Below are 15,316 nucleotides of genomic sequence, written 5' to 3'. Positions count from 1 at the left end.
ACTATCGCTCCCGCTGGTCAGACTGTCCAAGACTGATTAGGCTAAAGTTGAGACCTGGCGGGACTGGAGCCTGGAGAAAAATGTTCGATCTGCGTCAGCTCCGCTATTTCGTCACCGTCGCCGAAACCGGCAATGTCGGGCGCGCCGCCGAAATGCTGCATATTTCTCAGTCGCCACTCAGCCGGCAGATCATCCAGCTTGAGGAGCAGTTGGGTGTTTCCCTCTTTGAAAGATCGAAGCAGCGGGTCCACCTCAACGCCGAGGGCCGCGCCTTCCTCGTCGAGGCCCGCGCGCTGCTGTCCAATGCGCGACGTTTGGAGGAGTTCGGCCGCAACCTGGCCAGCGGCGCCGTCGGCCGGCTCGCCATCGGCTATGTCGAAGGCGCCGTTCATGCCGGGCTTGTCGCTGGGATGCTCAGGCAGTTCCGCCGCGACCGGCCGCAATTGCATCTCAGCCTGATGAGCCTGCGCTCCGCCGCGCAGTTGGAAGGGCTGCGCCAGCGCACACTCGATCTCGGCCTGGTCTATTCGCCGCCACCGGCCGACTATCCCGAAATTGCCTCGATGCTGGTCCGGCGCGAGCCGCTGGTGCTGGCGATACCCGATGGCGATGCGCTCGCCGCTGTCGCCGACATCCGCCCGCATCATCTCGACGGCCGCACCTGGATCACCGTGGTGCGTCAGCCCGCCGACACCAATCGCGGCCAGTTCCTTGCCGCTTGCATCGAAGCCGGCTTCGTGCCCGGCATCGCCTATGAGACGGCGGACCCGCTGACCTCGCTCGGCCTTGTCAGCGCGGGTCTCGGCCTGGCGACGGTGCAAGCCAGCCTGCGTGCCGCCGCGCCGTCGGGGATCGTCTTCCGCGACCTTCCCTGGTTTAAGCGCAGCGTAGCCATCCATCTCGCCTGGCGGCGGCAGGATCGGCGGGCGGTGATTGGGGATTTGCGGCAGGCTGCGGAGGAAGAGGGCAGTAGGGCAGTAGGGCAGTAGACTCCAGGCGATCCACATACTGCCTTACTGCCCTATTCCCTTACTCCCCTACATTTTGTCTATCACCGATTGCACGCCCTCGGTCGGGGCGTCGACGGAGGACCCTGCCACCATAATGGCGGCGACGATTGCTTCGGGGTCGTCGACGACCAGCGGCTTGACCCGTTGCGCGGTGTGGATGAAGCCCTCGGCGGCCATGTGATCGAGCAGCGCCAGCATCGGATCCCAGAATCCGCCGACATTGCCGAAGACGATCGGCTTGCGATGATGGCCGAGCTGCCCCCAGGTCATGATCTCAATGATCTCCTCGACCGTGCCGATGCCACCCGGCAGCGCCACAAAGGCGTCGGATTTCTCGAACATCTTATGTTTGCGCTCGTGCATGTTGTCGGTGATCAAGAGTTCATCAAGCCGGTCAAGCGCGGTTTCGGTCGCCTCCTTGTTGATCAGGAAGCGCGGAATGATGCCCGTCACCTTGCCGCCGGCCTTGAGCGCGCCTTCGGCGACAGCGCCCATGATGCCTTTGGTGCCGCCGCCATAGACCAGCCGCAGTCCCGCTTTGGCAATCGAGCGTCCGAGCAGGTGTCCGGCCTTGATATAGGTTTCATCGCGGCCCGGAGACGAGCCGCAATAGACGCAGACGGATCGAATCGTGTTCATGCCGATGATTGGTGATTGGGTCTGAAAGCGCGGTCAAGTCCCAAGGGTCAACAAGCCCGGGCTTTTTCTTGTCGGCCCGTTTTTCTTGTCGGCATTGGCAAAACAGGCTAGACCGGCGTTAGGTGGCTAAGGGGTAGGGAAATATGGCGATTAATCCACTGAAGGCGTTCCTGTTCGCAGCGGGTGGGACCGTTGCGGCCGCGGGAACCGCCTATGTATCGGGCGCACTCGACCCGTATCTCAATCCCACGCCGCCGGCGAACGTGGCGGCGCTGACGCCGCCCGCGGCGCCGAAACCGGCCGATCCCGGCACGGAAGCGCGGCTGCCACCAGCGGAGGTCCCGGCTGCCCCCGCCGTGGTGCCCCAGGCAACGGCACCAGCCTCACCGGCAACGGATGCGGCGGCTCCGGCAGCGCCGGCTGCGGCCGGCCCGATCACACCATCCTTCGATGTCGTGCGCGTCGAAAGCAATGGCTCGATTGTCGTCGCCGGCAATGCGGCGCCCAATGCCAAGGTCGAGATCCTCAACGGCTCGACGGTGCTTGGCTCGACGGTCGCTGGTCCCGATGGCGCCTTCGTTATCATTCTCGATGATCCGCTGAAGCCCGGTGATTATACGATCGCGCTGCGCGCGACCACGGGCGATGTCGTGACGCCCTCGGTGCAGACCGCCGTCGTTTCGGTTCCCAAGGATGCGGCTGGGCAGGTGCTGGCCATGGTCGAGGAGCCGGGCAAGCCGGCCGAATTGCTAACCGTTCCCGCACCCGCGGCAAAGCCGGCTGCTCCCGCAGCCGAAGCGCCTGCAAGTGCTCCGGCACCAGCCGCCCCAGCGCCAGCCGTGGTCGACGCAGCACCGGCTCCTGCAGCGCCGGCGGCGCCGCCCGCTGCGGGCGTGACCGAGCCCAAGATCGTCGTCGAAGCGGTCGAGATCGACGGCAGCAAGATTTTTGTGGCCGGCCTCGCCGATGCCGGCCGCAAGGTGCGCGCCTATGCCAACGACATCCTGCTCGGTGATGCGCAGACGTCGCCGGATGGTCATTTCCTGGTCGAGGCGACGCGCGACATTCCGGTCGGCAGCTACACAATCCATGTCGACGGCCTCGATGCCAACGGTGTGACAGTTGTGGCCCGCGCGGCCGTACCGTTCGAGCGTGAGCCCGGCGAAGCGGTCGCCGCCGTGGCGCCCTCGGAGCCCAAGCCTGCCGAGCCCAAGCCTGCCGAACCCGCCGCCGAAGCGCCTCCGGCTGCCGAGGCGCCAGCCGTTGCCGCCGCGCCTGCCGAAACGGCACCGGCCACGACGCCTGCTCCCGCCACCGAGGCTCCGGCCGTTGTGGCGGAAGCGACGCCGCCGAGCGATGTGCCCGAGACCGTGGCCCCCAAGCTCGAACATGCCGACGGCGCCGTCATCATCCGCCGCAACGACACGCTTTGGCGGATCTCGCGGCGCGTCTATGGCCATGGCGTGCGCTTCTCGACCATCTACCTCGCCAACCAGGACCAGATCAGCGATCCCGACCGCATCTGGCCGGGGCAGGTGTTCAAGGTCCCGGAAAAGTCGAAGGAAGGCGAAGCCGCCGACCTCAAGGCGATGGGCGAGCAGGCAACGACAGCGCCGGCCAAGACGCAGTAGGGTTTGAGCGCCGACGGTTGAGCGATTGGCGGTTCCGGCGCTCTGCCCATATGGTTAGCTTGCCCCGTGCCCGTTCATCGTCTATCGCCGATGAACGATGGCAGAATCCCTGATGGAAACAAATGCGTCATGCGGCGGTCCGGACAGCCGTGCGGTCGCCGCCCGACTTGCAGCGCTCTCCCATCCGGCGCGGATCGAAATCCTGAAACACCTATCGACGAGCAATTCCTGCTGCTGCCGCGAGGTCGTCGATCGGTTCGATCTGGCGCAGTCCACCGTGTCACAACATCTGAAAATACTGGTCGAAGCCGGGCTGGTTCGCTTCGAGCCCGATCGCCAGCGCTCGCGCTATGCGATCGACCATGCCGCGCTCGCCGATATCTCCGCATCGGTGGCCGCTCTCGTCAATTCCTGCTGCTCCGGCCGCTGAAAATAAGAAGAAGGCGCCAAAAATGGCCGAAAAAACCGTCTCCGACTCCTCGACCTTCAAGACGCTGCTCAATTTGTGGCCCTATATGTGGCCGGCGGATCGCGCCGATCTGAGAGCCCGGGTCACCTGGGCGACCCTGTTGCTGGTCGTCGCCAAGCTGACGCTGGTCGCAGGTCCCTATTTCTTCAAATGGGCGACCGACGCGCTGGCCGGCGACGCCAAATCGGTGCCGCCGCTGCCGAGTTTCCTGCTGGCGCCGGTCATGCTGGTCGTCGCCTACAATGTCGTGCGGCTGGTGCAGCTTGGCTTCAATCAGTTGCGCGATGCGCTGTTTGCCCGCGTCGGTCAGTACGCGGTACGCCAGCTCGCTTTCCGTACCTTCGTTCACATGCACCAACTGTCGCTGCGCTTCCACTTGGAGCGCCGCACCGGCGGCCTGTCGCGCATCATCGAGCGCGGCACCAAGGGCATCGAGACGATCGTGCGCTTCATCATGCTCAACACGGCGCCGACCATTCTCGAATTCGCGCTGACAACCGGCATCTTCGCCTACACCTATGGCTGGAAATACGTAGTCGTCGTCGCGGTCACCGTCTGGGTCTATGTCTGGTTCACGGTCCGCGCCAGCGACTGGCGCATCTCGATCCGCCGCGACATGAACGACAGCGACACCGACGCCAACACCAAGGCGATCGACTCGCTGCTCAATTACGAAACGGTCAAATATTTCAACAACGAAAGCATGGAAGCCGAGCGCTTCGACCGCTCGATGGCACGCTACGAGGTCGCCGCGACGCGCATCTGGACCTCGCTTGGCTGGCTGAATTTCGGCCAGGGCATCATCTTCGGCCTCGGCACCGTTATCGTCATGTGCATGTCGGCACTTGAAGTGCAGGCCGGCACGCAGACGGTCGGTGACTTCGTCTTCATCAACGCCATGCTGATGCAGCTGTCGGTGCCGCTCAATTTCATCGGCTTCATCTACCGCGAAATCCGCCAGGGGCTGACCGACATCGAGCAGATGTTCGACCTTTTGGATGTGCCGCAGGAGATCGTCGACAAGCCGGATGCCAGGCCGCTCGCGGTCAGTGCCGGCAAGGTCGAGTTCCGCGACGTGCATTTCTCCTATGATCCGAACCGCAAGATCCTGAAGGGCATCAGCTTCGAGGTGCCGGCCGGCAAGACCGTCGCCATTGTCGGGCCCTCGGGTGCCGGCAAGTCGACCATCTCGCGGCTTCTGTTCCGCTTTTACGACGTTCAGGGCGGCCAGGTGCTGATCGACGGCCAGGATATCAGGGACGTGACGCAGGAGAGCCTGCGCGGCGCGATCGGCATGGTGCCGCAGGACACCGTGCTGTTCAACGACACCATCGCCTACAACATCCGCTACGGCCGCATCGGCGCCAGCGAGGAGGATATGCGCAAGGCCGCCGAACTTGCCCAGATCGGTCCGTTCATCGAGCGATTGCCCGATGGCTACAAGTCGATGGTCGGCGAACGCGGACTAAAACTTTCGGGCGGCGAGAAGCAGCGCGTGGCGATCGCCCGCACCATTTTGAAGGCGCCGCCGATCCTGATGCTCGATGAAGCGACCTCGGCACTCGACAGCCACACCGAGCAGGAGATCCAGGCCGCGCTCGATCTGGTCAGCCGTGGCCGCACCACCATCGTCATCGCCCACCGCCTGTCGACGGTAATCACGGCCGATGAGATCATCGTGCTGCAGGACGGCCAGATCGCCGAGCGCGGCACCCATGCCGAGCTGATGCGCAAGCATGGCCTCTACGCCTCGATGTGGGACCGCCAGCGCGAGGCGACCGAAGCCGAAGAGCGCCTACGCATCGCCCGCGAGGGCGACGAGCTCGGCGTCATCGTTCGCCGGCGCACGTCTGAGGTGAATTGAAGGTTCGGCGTGTGAGTTGATTTTTGCGCTTGACCTCAACTTAAGTTGAGATTGTAGGCCGTTCCTGGAGCCCAAAACACCAGGATCCAGGAACGGAGCAATCGAAATGAGCAAGACAAATCAGAACGTTGACGGTGGCAGCGTGTTCAGGGTGGACAAATTCGTCGTTCCGGCCGCTGCCCGCGAGGAGATACTCGCCAAGGTCAGGACAACGCATGAATTGCTGCGCCTGCAACAGGGCTTCGTTCAGGACTTCCTGCTCGAGCAATTCTCCGGGCCGGGCGAATTCAACCTCGTAACCATCGTCGAATGGGAAAGCCAGGCGGCCGTCGACAACGTCGTGCCGATCGTCAAGGCCGCGCACGAGCGCATCGCTTTCAACCCGCAGGAGACGATCGCTCGGCTTGGGGTGCGGGCCGACATTGCCAACTATCAGCGGATTCCGGGGCTGTAGAAAGCCGTTACGGCCAACCGATGCCAGGTGCCGGCGCTTCGACTTTGAGCGCCGGGCCGGTACGGGCGTCAGAACGTCTTCGGATTTGGGATCAAGGACGGGCAACCTTTTTCCGCGCCTTGAACCGTCGGTATCCCGAATTCTGCCGACAGCGACACTGACCGGGCAAGCGGATCGCGACCCCTGCCGGCGCAACCAATATGGCCTTGCCTATTGTTGCGTTGCGGCGAGGGGGGCTTTCGGCTATTGAGGCCGGACTTGGAAACGGAGCCTGTTTTTAACAGATGAGCCTTGTCGATACGGTCAAGAACGCATTCGTACCGATCCATCGCGAAGGCTATCCCTTCATCGCGGCCTTTGGCGCGGCGACGCTTTTCCTCGGCTATTTCTCCTCGATCCTGTTCTGGATCGGTCTGATCCTGACCGTCTGGTGCGTCTATTTCTTCCGCGATCCCGAGCGCGTCACCCCGGTCGACGACCGCCTGGTGGTCAGCCCCGCCGACGGCATCATCTCGGCGGTCGGACCCGCCGTGCCGCCGCGCGAACTCGGCCTCGGCAATGCCGAGATGACCCGCATCTCGGTGTTCATGAACGTCTTCTCCTGCCACGTGAACCGCGCCCCGGTGCGCGGCCGTATTGCGAAAATCGAACATCGGCCGGGCAAATTCCTCAATGCGGAACTGGACAAGGCCAGCACCGAGAACGAGCGCAACGGCCTGGTCATAGAGAGCCCCAACGGCACGGTCGTGGCCGTCCAGATCGCCGGCCTGGTGGCGCGCCGCATCGTCTGCTGGGCCGAGGCGGGTGGCTCGATCGGCACTGGCGAGCGTTTCGGCCTGATCCGCTTCGGCTCGCGCGTCGATGTGTTCCTGCCCCTGACCGCCACGCCGCGCGTTGCCGTCGGCCAGACTGCGGTTGGCGGCGAAACCGTGCTGGCTGAATTCGGCGGTATTGCCGGCACGCCTCTTGTTCGGGTTTCCTGACCGGTGGGCACGCAATACAAAAAGTTCGAGGCCCATGCCAGCGGCGGTCCGCGCATCCGCGAAATCCCGATGCGCATGGTGCTGCCCAATCTGGTCACCGTGCTCGCCATTTGCGCCGGCCTGTCGGGCATCCGCTTCGGCTTCGAAGGCCGCTTCGAGCCGGCGGTGGTGATGGTGCTGCTTGCCGCCTTCCTCGACGGCATTGACGGCCGCCTGGCGCGGATGCTGAAGGCGACATCCAAATTCGGCGCTCAGATGGATTCGCTGGCCGACATCGTCAATTTCGGCGTGGCGCCGGCTCTGGTGCTCTATGCCTTCCTGCTCGACCGCGCCGGCTCGCCGGGCTGGATCGCGGCACTTCTGTTCGCCATCGCCTGCGGGCTGCGCCTCGCCCGTTTCAACGTGCTCGACGACGAGAAGGGCGATCGCCCCATATGGCAGTCCGAATATTTCGTCGGCGTGCCGGCGCCGGCTGGCGCCGTGCTGGTGATGCTGCCGCTTTATCTCTATTTCCTGCGCACAGGTCTGGAGCCCAGTCGCCCAGCGGCCTTCGTCGCCACCGGCTTCACCATCCTGGTCGCGTTCCTCCTGGTCAGCCGCCTGCCTGTCTATTCCGGCAAGAGCCTGAAAATCCCGGGCGACAGGGTGTTGCCGATCATCCTGGGTGTCGTGCTCTACGTACTCCTGCTGATGACCTACCCCTGGTACACGCTGACCGCTTCGGTTGCCGGCTACCTGATCTTCCTGCCGTTCAGTGTGGGCGCCTATTCGAAGCGCGCCAAACTGGAGGGCGAGAAGGTGCCGCCTTCGGATATAGGTTAGAAGGTCTGCGGAAGTGCTTGATCTGACTCAGGCCGCGAGGCCGAGCCCCAGCCTGTCGATCGCCAGTTTCCTCGTCGACACATAGTCGGTCTTGCCGGACCCCAGCACCGGGATTTCCTCCACCTTGACGATGTCGTTGGGCACCATCAGTTCGGCCGCACCGGCCTGTTTGCCGAATTTGCGCAAGTCGTCGGGATTGGCATCGTCGGCGGTGGTGACCAGCACGATGCGCTCGCCGCGCCTCTTGTCCGGCACCGCTACCGCCGCATGGCGTTCTTCCGGCCACAGCGACTGCACCAGCATCTCGACCGCCCCCAGCGACACCATCTCGCCGGCGATCTTGGCGAAGCGCTTGGCGCGTCCGCGAATGGTGATGAAGCCTTCGCGGTCGACGGCAACGATGTCGCCGGTGTCGTGCCAGCCGGTCAGCGGCTGCAATTCACCGGGGCGGTCCGATGTCATATAGCCCATCATCAGGTTCGGTCCGTCGAGCCACAATTGGCCGGCGTCGGAAATGCCCTCAATCGGCTCGAGCTTCATGCGCATGGCCGGCAGCAGCCGGCCGACCGTGCCGTCGCGGCCATGGATTGCCGTGTTGACGGCAACCACCGGTGCCGCCTCCGTCAGCCCGAACCCTTCGATGATCTCGGCCTGGAAACGCTCGCGATAGATGCGGCGGGTTTCCGGCTTCACCGCCTCGGCGCCGGCGACGACGAAGCGCAGGCTGGAAAAATCGCCGTCCTTGGCGGTGCGCGCATAGTTGGCGAGGAATGTGTCGGTGCCGAACATGATGGTCGGTTTCACCTTGCGCGCAACCTCGGGGATGATCTTGTAGTGCAGCGGCGAGGGGTAGAGGAACAGCTTCACCCCGGTGACCAGCGGCAGGATGGTGCCGCCCGTCAGGCCGAAGGAATGGAACACTGGCAGCACGTTGAGCAGGATGTCGGCAGGCGAGATGGTGATCCGCGCTTCGGCCTGCATGGCGTTGGCGTAAAGGTTCTTGTGCGACAGCACGACCGCCTTCGGCGTGCCTTCCGAGCCCGAGGTAAACAGGATCACCGCCGGCTTGGCCGCATCCTGCCGCTGCAGTGGCCAGCGCCACAGCAAGGCGGCGGCAAGCTTGTCGAGCGCGGTGACGCTCTCCCGCACATCCTCCAGCCAAAGCAGCCTGGCACCACCCTTTTCGACCGCCGCGACGATATTGGCAAGGTCGGCCTTCTCGACGAACGCGCGGGACGAAATCACGGTCCTTATCACCGCCGTGCGCACGGCCGCAGTGACGCTCGCCGGCCCGGCCGTATAGTTGATCATCGCCGCCACCCGGCCGGCCGACAGAAGGCCGGTGAGCGACAGCACGACGCCGTTGGCATTGGGCAGCATCACGCCGACCGCCTCGCCCGGGGCCGTCACCGCCTCGAAGCGCCTGCCCAGGACGCGGGCGCCGATGAACAGCTTGCGGTAGCTCAGCGCCCCGGAGATCACGTCCTCGATGATGGTATGCGAAGCGCCGACGCGGTCGGCGGCATCGCGCATGGCCAGGAACAGGCCACGATCGAGGTTGGTGCCGAAGAGCCGCGCCTCGGCGACACGGTCGAACAGCGCATTGGTGTTCGAGGCCTGCTCGGGATTGCGCGCCACCAGTTCGGCGATGGTCATCGGCTCCAGCACGCTGATCGACAGCTGCGGAAACCAGTGTCGTGGTGCCTTGTCCGCGGGCGTCAGCGACACCGGCAGGCTGCGCGCGCCGCCAACGAAGATCGGCACGATCTTGGCATCGGCCTGCATGGCGATGCGGGTGACTGCACGAAACAGCCGAAACGTCTTGACGTCAGGCTCGACCGCATCCGGCAGATAGACAGCGAGCCGGCCGTTGCCCTTCAGCACCCGCACCAACCGGCGGCTGACGAAGACATGTTCGGCGTTGAAGGCGATGGTACGGCCAAGCTCGCGCCAAGGTTCGAGCCACGGCGAGCGCGCCGAGACCTCATCGAGAATATGCAGCGTGTCTTCCGGCAGCAGCGACAGCATCAGCGCCGGCTCGAAGCGCGATTGATGCGAGATGACGTAGATAACTGGAGCCTGCGCCTTGCGGGCGATCCTGATGCGGCTATCTCCGATCCGGTAGGCGAGCTTGAACGGCACATAGAGCAGCGCCTGGGCAAAGCGCAGGCCGAGGCGGAATTTTTCCGCCACGCCGATCAGCAGCCAGGCCAGAACAAGACCCGCAAGCAGCGCCAGTGTCAGGATCATGCCGCGTCTCTCCCAACGTTTTTAGCATCGCGGCTCTTTGCGGCCGTGTCGGCCAGAACCTAGACGATGTGGGAGCAAGGTCAATGCGGAGCTTGGTGCGGGAAGCTGCTTCTCACGCCGCCTGCAGCCGTCCACTGATGAAACGAAATTCCTGCGTCTTGCCGCCATAGCCGTAAGCGGCTGCAGGCACTTCATGCACGAAGGCGTAGCTCTCCTCATGCACGCCGCCCAGCAGACGGCCGAAGGCCGCGAAGATCGCCTTCAGATAGGCTTCCAGCTCAAGCTTGGTGTTGGTGCCGTCGACCACCTTGATATCAAGCCAGAACGTGTTGGTGCCGTGCTCGGCCAGCGACTTGCCGCCGGCGAACCAGTGCTGCGGATCGACATAGGACACGGCAACTGCCGTGATCGTCGGGTCCTTGCGCAGCTGCGTGGCGGTGATTTCGGTAGCCTCCTTTGCGATGCGAGCGGAAAGCGCCGCGTCGGGCTTGCCGGTGATGCTGACGGTGATGATTGGCATTTTCTTCTCCTTGGCTTGAGCGGCGTCCGATCGCCGTTGAAACAACCATGCCACCACCTTTAGATCAAAAAAATCGAATTGTTTTTAACTGAAGCTTCGATAATATCGAAGTATGGAAACGCTGGATCCCGATCTGCTCCGAACCTTCCTTGCTTTCGTCGACAGCGGCTCGCTGGCCCAGGCGGCTGCAAGCGTCGGCCGTTCGCCCTCGGCGGTGACCGCCCAGATGCAGCGGCTGGAGGAAATCGTCGGTGAGCCGCTGCTGGCGCCGCAAGGGCGAGGACGCGGCTTGACCCCTGCAGGCGAAGACCTCGTCGGCCATGCCAGGCGGATCCTTGCCGCCCATCGCGAGGCTTGGCTGGCACTGAAGGGCGCGCGCGCTGCCGGGCGCGTCGCCATCGGCACGACGCAGGATTTCGCCGACAGCGGCCTGCCGGATCTGCTGCGTGCCTTTGCCGGCAGCCATCCGCGCATCAGGATCGAACTGCGGGTCGGCCGTTCCGCCGACCTGGTCCAGGCGCTGCAGTCTGGCGGCCTCGATCTGGCGATCGTCATGCGCCAGGCGGCAGCGCCCGACGAAGTCGGCGTGCTGCGGGAGCCGATGATATGGCTATGCTCACAAAAAGGGCTGGCTTCGCGGCAGGAGGAATTGCCGCTGGCGCTGCTCGATCCGTATTGCGGTTTTCGCGAGGCAGCACTTGCCGCACTCGATGCTGCCGGCCGCCGCTACCGCATCGCTGCCGGCAGCGCCAGTCTGGCCGGCCTGCGCACGGCGGTGAACGCCGGTGTCGCGCTGACGCTGCGAACGGCTCGCTTTGCCCATTCCGGCATTGTCGAGGCGCCGCGCGAGCTTGGCCTGCCGCATGTTCCAATGGCTGAGTTCGCCATCCGGTTGCGCGCTGGCTCCGATGGTCCGGCGGGCGATCTGGCGGCCCTTCTCAGTGGCAACCTTGCCCTGCCGGGCGGTTGAATGCCCAAAGAAAAAGCCGACCTTACGGTCGGCTTGGAGTAGGACGGGCCGAGGGGTTTGGGGGGACTTGGGGATGGCCCGTCGCAGCCATAATGCCTGACCCGGATGATGGTTCCGTGACCGCGTCACTTTTTTAAGAAATATTTGACGCCACGCGTTGCGGGCCGGCCATGCGTTGCGAGCGGGCCATCAGCCAAACCCGCCCCGCATGGGCGAACACCGCGCACAACACGATGACGCCGCCGATCATGCTGGCGGCTGGTGCAATCTCGCCCAGGAACAGGAAGGCAAACAGGATCGCGAACGGCACTTCGGCCGAGCCGAGCAGCCCGGATTCGGCTGGCGGGATGAGCCGCGCCCCCTCCGTCCACAGGATCGAGGACAGCGCGAAGGACGCGCCGAAAGTGGCGAGCAGAACCGCATCCCTTGGCGAAACCGCCAGCGGATCGGTGACGAACCAGCCGAGCACGAACAGAAGGAAGGCCGAAACCGCACCGGCCCACACCACGGGCGTGTCGCGGAAGGCGCGTACCATGATCATGTAGAGGCCGCTGCCGATGGTCATCAGCAGTGCCAGTCCGTCGCCGAACAGATTGCCGCTGCCGAAGCCGGACCAGACCATGATCGCCACGCCGCACAGCGACACGGCGGCGGCGACCATCGTCTGCAGCCGGAAGGGTTCGCGCGTGAGAACCCAGGCCAGCAGTGCGGTGACGAAAGGTGCTGTGGCATAGATGACGGCGACATTGGCAACGAAGGTGAACTTGAACGCCGATATGAAGGCGATGCTGGCCAGCGCACCTTCCACCGCCAGCAGCCAGCCGCGCCAGCCAAGCCGCAGCGTTTCGCGGTTGCCGGAACGGCGGCGCCGCCACAGCACATAGAAGCTGATCAGGATCGCGCCGACAAAGCCGCGCCAGCAGATGATGGTCAACGGGTCGGCATGGATCGATTTCGTCAGCACGCCCGTCAGGCCGAAGACAGCGGCCGAGGACGATACCAGGATGATGCCGGGCGTGCGCTCCGCGGCGGTGTCGGTGGCGGCTGCAATGTCAGTCATGCAACCAGCCTACGCCGCTTGGTCCTGACATCGTAGTGTCAGCAATCATGGCCATGCACATCATAGCCGTTTGCGGAAATGCTCGGTGCCGACGATCAACAGGCCGGCGGCGACGATCAGCGCAGCGCCCAGGAACACCTCGCGACGCGGCACGTCGCCCCAGATCGCAAAGCCGAGTGCGAATGCCCACAGCAGCGAGGTGTATTCCAGCGGAGCGAGAACCGAGGCCGGTGTGCGCTTCATGCCTTCGAAGAGAAGGTATTGTGCCAGGCCGCCGAGTGCGCCGACGCTGGCAAGGAGCAGCAACTGAGCCCCGTCCGGTGTCCGCCACCACAACGATGCCGGCGCCGCCGAAAACAGCAGGAAATAGAAATTGTTGAGCAGGAGCTGGATCATCGAGCGCTCGGCAAGGGCGGTCTTGCGCAAGAGCACGATGGCGATGCCCCACAAAAAGGCCGCCGCCAGCACCAGCAGCACCGGCACGGACAGGCCGAGATGGGTCGGATCGCAAGCGATGAACACGCCGGCAAAGCCGATCAGCACCGCCAGCCAGCGCAGCATCGGCACCTTTTCGCCGAGCAGGAACACCGAAAGCACTGTGACGATGATCGGGGCCGCATAATAGACGGTGGTCAGCTCGGCGAGCTGCAGGCTGCGCGCGGCGTTGTAGTAACAGAGCCACGCAGCAAGCGTGAAGGCACTGCGCACCAGCATCGGCCGCACGATCGGCGAGCGCATCGCGTCGGCAAACAACTGTCGTCCGCCGATCGCCGCACAGGCACCCAGAATGGTTATGCTGCGGAAGAACATGATCTGCCAGACGCTCATGCCGACGACCAGCAGCTTGATCGAAGCATCCTGCGTCGAAAACAAGAGATATGCCGCACCGGTCAGCAGTATGCCTGCAAGAACCCGCTCGCGTGTTTCGAGAATGGCGATATCGGCCATAAGGCGCGTGGGACCAAATTTGCCGGAGCGGCAGAAATGCTGTGAGGAGCGACACAAGTGAGCCGTGAATTCAGCTCCCTTGGCACCAAGCTATACGGGCGAAAACCGCTGCGGCGCTACGCCAGCCCGGTGCTTATGTTGGGGCAGGGGTCGATGGCGAGTTGCACTGTCGCCAAGCCTATTGCGTCGCCTGGTAAAGCTCCGTAGCGGCTTCTTTCAGCGCGCGCCGACCGTCGGATCTGAAATACATCATGTGCCCGCCCTCGACGACATCGAGACGGATAGGCTTGGCATTGGCGAGCGACGGGACCTGGTTCACCAGGTAGCGCGAGGCGAGGTACGGCGTGACTAGGTCGGTGTAGCCGTTGACGATCACGACGCCGAGCGAAGGGTTCAGCGAGCGTGCGCGCTGCAGATCGTCCATCACCCCGGCATAGCCTTGCCGTGAGGCGCTGGTCCCGTAATCCCAATTGTGGCTGATTTCGCCATTGAGCAGCCGATAGCTGACATCGGTGCGGAAATTCAGTTCGTCACTGATATAGCCGACAAAAGCCGACGTCAGCGCCGGCACGCTGCGGTCGAGCACCGGATCAGGGCCGGCGATGCGGGCGCTCTCGGGCGCGATGTCGGCCGTGCCGATCATGGCGTCATAGGGGCTGAGTACTTTGCCGCTGGCACGGGCGAACTCCCTGGCAAACAGGCCGGTCGGGATGCGGGCGGAGTTCCGCTGCACGAGGTCGAGCGGCAGGCCGGTGATCTCAGCCACGCGTTGGCTGGCCAGCCGCCTGCCTTGCTCCAATCCGCTGGTGATTGCCGTAAGGTAATCGCCCATCGCATAATGTTCGACGTCTGCCAGCTTCTCCCGCAATGCATCGCCGCTGACGCCTTCGGTGCGTAGCCGCACCGCCGCCAGTGAAGGCAGTTCAAGCGCCCAATGCAGCGGCTCAAATTCGTCGGGCTGCACCAGCGTGAACTCCAGCGCCGGCGAGATCAGCACGATGCCGTTCGGACTGATGCCGATATCTTCTTGCAATGTCCTGGCGAGCAGCGCCGCGCGGAACCCGCCATAGCTTTCGCCGGCGAGGAACAGCGGCGACCCGGTGCGGCCGTTCTGCGCGAGATAGAGCCGGATGAAGGCGCCAATCGAGCTGGCATCCTGGTTGACGCCCCAGAAATCGCGCGTGTCCTGGCCCGGCGCCTCGCGGCTGTAGCCGGTTCCGACCGGATCGACGAAGACGAGATCGGTCATGTCGAGCCAGCTGTCGGGATTGTCGATCAGTCTTTGCGGTGAGGGCAGGAATTCGCCGTCGGCTCCCATTGCGATTATACGCGGGCCGAGCGCGCCGATATGCAGATAGGCGGACGCTGCTCCAGGGCCGCCGTTGAACACGAAGGTGATCGGCCGCTGCGGGTCTTTGGCCCCGCTTGCCGGTGGCTCCAGCGTGTAAGCGACATAGAAGATCTCCGCCGTGACGTCGCCCTTGCCCGATAGCAGCGACAGGGTCGCCGCCTTTGCCTGGTAATCCAGCTTGCTTCCGGCCAGTGTGATCGAATGGCTGGTGGTCTGCGGCGGTGGCAGCAGGGACAGCACGCCACCCGCGGGTGCCGGCCGCTCCGCCGTTTCAGCCAGGACGGGCTGCGCCAGGACGGCGAGCATCGGCAGGATAAGACAGATCAGTTTCAGCTTGGCCGGCAT

The 15,316-nt window shown here is 64.2% G+C and carries 14 protein-coding genes; 8 read left to right on the top strand and 6 right to left on the bottom strand.

The window, feature by feature from the left end; all coding sequences use genetic code 11:
* Window positions 1–80 precede the first annotated feature (80 nt).
* Complete coding sequence (locus tag MESCI2_RS0119285) at window positions 81–989, top strand: LysR substrate-binding domain-containing protein (RefSeq protein WP_027038003.1); 909 nt, start codon at window positions 81–83, stop codon at window positions 987–989.
* 48 nt (window positions 990–1,037) lie between these two features.
* On the opposite strand, the gene MESCI2_RS0119280 is transcribed toward MESCI2_RS0119285, so the two are convergent.
* Complete coding sequence (locus tag MESCI2_RS0119280) at window positions 1,038–1,649, bottom strand: TIGR00730 family Rossman fold protein (RefSeq protein WP_027038002.1); 612 nt, start codon at window positions 1,647–1,649, stop codon at window positions 1,038–1,040.
* A gap of 143 nt (window positions 1,650–1,792) precedes the next feature.
* On the opposite strand from MESCI2_RS0119280, the gene MESCI2_RS0119275 reads away from it, so the two are divergent.
* The 6 genes from MESCI2_RS0119275 to MESCI2_RS0119250 all read left to right on the top strand — a co-directional run bounded on the left by MESCI2_RS0119275 (window position 1,793) and on the right by MESCI2_RS0119250 (window position 7,872).
* Window positions 1,793–3,280, top strand: a complete 1,488-nt coding sequence (locus MESCI2_RS0119275) for a LysM peptidoglycan-binding domain-containing protein (protein WP_027038001.1) — start codon at window positions 1,793–1,795, stop codon at window positions 3,278–3,280.
* A 97-nt stretch (window positions 3,281–3,377) separates the two neighbouring features.
* A complete protein-coding gene (locus MESCI2_RS0119270; protein WP_027038000.1) occupies window positions 3,378–3,710 on the top strand; it encodes an ArsR/SmtB family transcription factor in 333 nt (110 codons plus the stop codon).
* Between the two features lie 22 nt (window positions 3,711–3,732).
* Window positions 3,733–5,613, top strand: a complete 1,881-nt coding sequence (locus MESCI2_RS0119265; protein WP_027037999.1) for an ABCB family ABC transporter ATP-binding protein/permease — start codon at window positions 3,733–3,735, stop codon at window positions 5,611–5,613.
* Window positions 5,614–5,719: 106 nt separating this feature from the next.
* Window positions 5,720–6,067, top strand: coding sequence for a hypothetical protein (locus tag MESCI2_RS0119260; RefSeq protein ID WP_027037998.1), 348 nt, complete (start codon window positions 5,720–5,722; stop codon window positions 6,065–6,067).
* A 284-nt stretch (window positions 6,068–6,351) separates the two neighbouring features.
* Window positions 6,352–7,050, top strand: coding sequence for a phosphatidylserine decarboxylase (locus tag MESCI2_RS0119255; protein ID WP_027037997.1), 699 nt, complete (start codon window positions 6,352–6,354; stop codon window positions 7,048–7,050).
* A gap of 3 nt (window positions 7,051–7,053) precedes the next feature.
* The gene (locus tag MESCI2_RS0119250; protein WP_027037996.1) at window positions 7,054–7,872 is read left to right on the top strand and encodes a CDP-alcohol phosphatidyltransferase family protein; all 819 of its coding nucleotides are present in this window, start codon (window positions 7,054–7,056) and stop codon (window positions 7,870–7,872) included.
* Window positions 7,873–7,899: 27 nt separating this feature from the next.
* Here MESCI2_RS0119250 and MESCI2_RS0119245 read toward each other — a convergent pair whose 3' ends face one another.
* Both MESCI2_RS0119245 and MESCI2_RS0119240 read right to left on the bottom strand, forming a co-directional pair.
* Window positions 7,900–10,122 (bottom strand): AMP-binding protein, encoded by a 2,223-nt coding sequence (locus MESCI2_RS0119245; RefSeq protein ID WP_027037995.1) that lies wholly within the window; start codon window positions 10,120–10,122, stop codon window positions 7,900–7,902.
* 112 nt (window positions 10,123–10,234) lie between these two features.
* Window positions 10,235–10,642 carry a tautomerase family protein gene (locus MESCI2_RS0119240; RefSeq protein ID WP_027037994.1) on the bottom strand — a complete coding sequence of 136 codons (408 nt, stop codon included), beginning with the start codon at window positions 10,640–10,642 and terminating at the stop codon, window positions 10,235–10,237.
* 112 nt (window positions 10,643–10,754) lie between these two features.
* On the opposite strand from MESCI2_RS0119240, the gene MESCI2_RS0119235 reads away from it, so the two are divergent.
* Window positions 10,755–11,612 carry a LysR substrate-binding domain-containing protein gene (locus MESCI2_RS0119235; protein WP_027037993.1) on the top strand — a complete coding sequence of 286 codons (858 nt, stop codon included), beginning with the start codon at window positions 10,755–10,757 and terminating at the stop codon, window positions 11,610–11,612.
* 133 nt (window positions 11,613–11,745) lie between these two features.
* On the opposite strand, the gene MESCI2_RS0119230 is transcribed toward MESCI2_RS0119235, so the two are convergent.
* The 3 genes from MESCI2_RS0119230 to MESCI2_RS0119220 form a co-directional block, all read right to left on the bottom strand.
* Window positions 11,746–12,672 (bottom strand): DMT family transporter, encoded by a 927-nt coding sequence (locus MESCI2_RS0119230; protein WP_027037992.1) that lies wholly within the window; start codon window positions 12,670–12,672, stop codon window positions 11,746–11,748.
* Window positions 12,673–12,732: 60 nt separating this feature from the next.
* On the bottom strand, window positions 12,733–13,620 hold the full coding sequence (locus MESCI2_RS0119225) for a DMT family transporter (protein WP_027037991.1): 888 nt from the start codon (window positions 13,618–13,620) through the stop codon (window positions 12,733–12,735).
* 178 nt (window positions 13,621–13,798) lie between these two features.
* Window positions 13,799–15,316: a S10 family peptidase gene (locus MESCI2_RS0119220; protein WP_027037990.1), complete on the bottom strand. Its 1,518-nt coding sequence runs from the start codon at window positions 15,314–15,316 to the stop codon at window positions 13,799–13,801.

The organism is Mesorhizobium ciceri WSM4083 (assembly GCF_000519305.1).
Taxonomy (GTDB): domain Bacteria; phylum Pseudomonadota; class Alphaproteobacteria; order Rhizobiales; family Rhizobiaceae; genus Mesorhizobium; species Mesorhizobium ciceri_B.
Note: the sequence above shows the minus strand (reverse complement) of the source record. Positions and strands in the feature narration are given on the sequence as shown.